We start from the raw sequence: 2,303 nt of genomic DNA, 5'->3' as shown, positions 1-2,303 counted from the left end.
GCGGGGCCGTCACGAACACCACGCCCAGCAGCAGGGCCACGGCGGCGGGCAGCACCCACACAGCCGTGTCGGTCTGGTGCTTTTCGCGCAGGTTCAGCCAGTGCTTCACGCCGGCCGTGCCCAGCGTGATGGCCGCCAGAATGGCCCACGGATACGAGTGTCCGAAGGTGCTGGGGAAGTGGTTGCTCACCATCACAAACAGCACCGGCAGCGTGAAGTAGTTGTTGTGCAGCGAGCGCGCCAGGGCGTTTTTGCCCAGCGTGGGGTCGAGCGGCGTGCCTTCGGTAGCGGCCTTCACCATGGCCTTCTGGGCCGGAATAATGGTAAAAAACACGTTGCCTACCATCAGAGTGCCCAGCATGGCCCCGAAGTGGATGTAGGCCGCGCGCGCGCTGAATACCTGCGCGTAGAAGTAGGCAAACCCCGTGGCGAGAATGAAGCCCACGACCTTGAACCACGGGCTGCGCACAAACTCGGTGCGGCACAGCCCGTCGTAAATCAGCCAGGCCGCCACGAACGAGCCCACGCCGATGCCCACGCCCGCCAGCGGCGAAATGTCGAGCACCCGCGGGTCAATCAGCATCGAGCTGGCGTTGAAGTAGTACACCACAAACAGCAGGCTGAAGCCCGAAAGCCAGGTGAAATAGGCTTCGTACTTAAACCAGTGCAGACTTTTGGGAATGACTTTGGGCGCGGTCTTGTATTTCTCCAGGTAATAAAACCCGCCGCCGTGCACGGCCCAGAGGTTGCCGGCCAGCTCCTCGCGCACGTTGTCGGTGCGGTTGAGGGCATTTTCGAGGAACACGAAGTAGAACGAGGCCCCAATCCAGGCAATGCCGAAGGTGATGTGCATGAGGCGCACCACGATGTTGAGCCACTCCATGATGTGGCCCGCCCAGGGCGAGTCGCGCGCCAGCACGTAGCCAATGCCCACCGCCGCCAGCACCGCCAGCAGAATCAGCGCATACGAGTAGCCTTCGAGCGTGAAGCCGTTGTCGCCAACTACGCCGCCACCGGGCCGCGTTTTAGCCACGCGCTGCAAGGCGAAAATGACGCCCAGCAACAGCAGAAACGCCAGCAGCAGGGCAAATAAAGTAACCGTTTGAATCATGGGGGGAAGCGTGAGGGAGGGAATTCTGGGGATAGGGTAGGAGGATTTTACTAATTCAGAACGTCATGCTGCGCTTGTCGAAGCATGACGTTCTTTCATTTCGCCAATTAATTAAACTGGGAAAAAGCCCCCAATTTAGCGTCAAATTCCCTACTCATGTCAACACTTACTTTGCGCAGCCAGCGCGTGGTCACGCCCGAGGGCGAGCGCGCCGCCACCATCCTCATCGAAAACGGCCGCATCAGCGCTCTGCTGCCCTACGAGGCCGAGGTGGCCGGCGAAGTAATGGACGTGGGCCACCGCGCCATTCTGCCCGGCGTGATTGACCCACACGTGCACATCAACGAGCCCGGCCGCACCGATTGGGAAGGCTTCAACACGGCCACCCGCGCCTCGCTGGCCGGCGGCCTCACCTCGCTGGTCGATATGCCGCTGAACTCCGCGCCGGTCACGACTTCGGTGGCGAACCTGGCGCTGAAAAAGGCCGCCACCCGGGGCCAGCTGCACTGCAACGTGGGGTTCTGGGGCGGCGTGGTGCCAGGCAACGCGGCCGAGATTGAGCCGCTGATTGCGGCCGGCGTGCTCGGCTTCAAGGCCTTTCTCACGCATTCGGGCATCGACGATTTTCCGAACGCGACGGAGGAGGATTTGCGCCGCGTGATGCCGATTCTGGCGAAGCACCAGCTGCCGCTGCTGGTGCACTGCGAACTGTCCGAAGACAACGACGACTGGAAGCAGCACGACCACCGCTCGTACCCGAACTACCTGGCTTCGCGACCCAAAAAGTGGGAAGACGATGCCATCGCCATGATGATTCGCCTGTGCGAGGAAACCAGCTGCTGGGTGCACATCGTGCACCTGTCGTCGGCCGATTCCATCGCGCCCATTGCGGCGGCCCGCTCGCGCGGCCTGCCCCTGACGGTAGAAACCGGTCAGCACTACCTCTACTTCAACGCCGAAGACATCCGGGACGGCCAGACGCAGTTCAAGTGCGCGCCGCCCATCCGGGAGCGCGAAAACAACGACCAGCTGTGGGCCGCTCTGCAGGCCGGCATCATCGACTTCGTGGCCACCGACCACTCGCCCGCGCCGCCCGACCTCAAGCAGCTCGCCAGCGGCGATTTCACCACTGCCTGGGGCGGTATTGCCTCGCTGCAGCTGGCCCTGCCGGTGCTCTGGACGGCCGCCCGCC

Annotated in this window: 2 protein-coding genes; one reads left to right on the top strand and one right to left on the bottom strand. The window is 62.9% G+C overall.

What is annotated here, in order from left to right; genetic code table 11:
• Positions 1 to 1,111 (bottom strand): urate hydroxylase PuuD (locus ACYVDE_RS20570; RefSeq protein ID WP_460503409.1); only part of this gene is annotated, 1,111 nt, incomplete at its 3' end.
• Between the two features lie 156 nt (positions 1,112 to 1,267).
• On the opposite strand from ACYVDE_RS20570, the gene allB reads away from it, so the two are divergent.
• A partial coding sequence (allB, locus tag ACYVDE_RS20565) for an allantoinase AllB (protein WP_460503408.1) occupies positions 1,268 to 2,303 on the top strand: 1,036 nt, incomplete at its 3' end.

This window comes from Hymenobacter agri (genome assembly GCF_054778495.1).
Note: the sequence above shows the minus strand (reverse complement) of the source record. Positions and strands in the feature narration are given on the sequence as shown.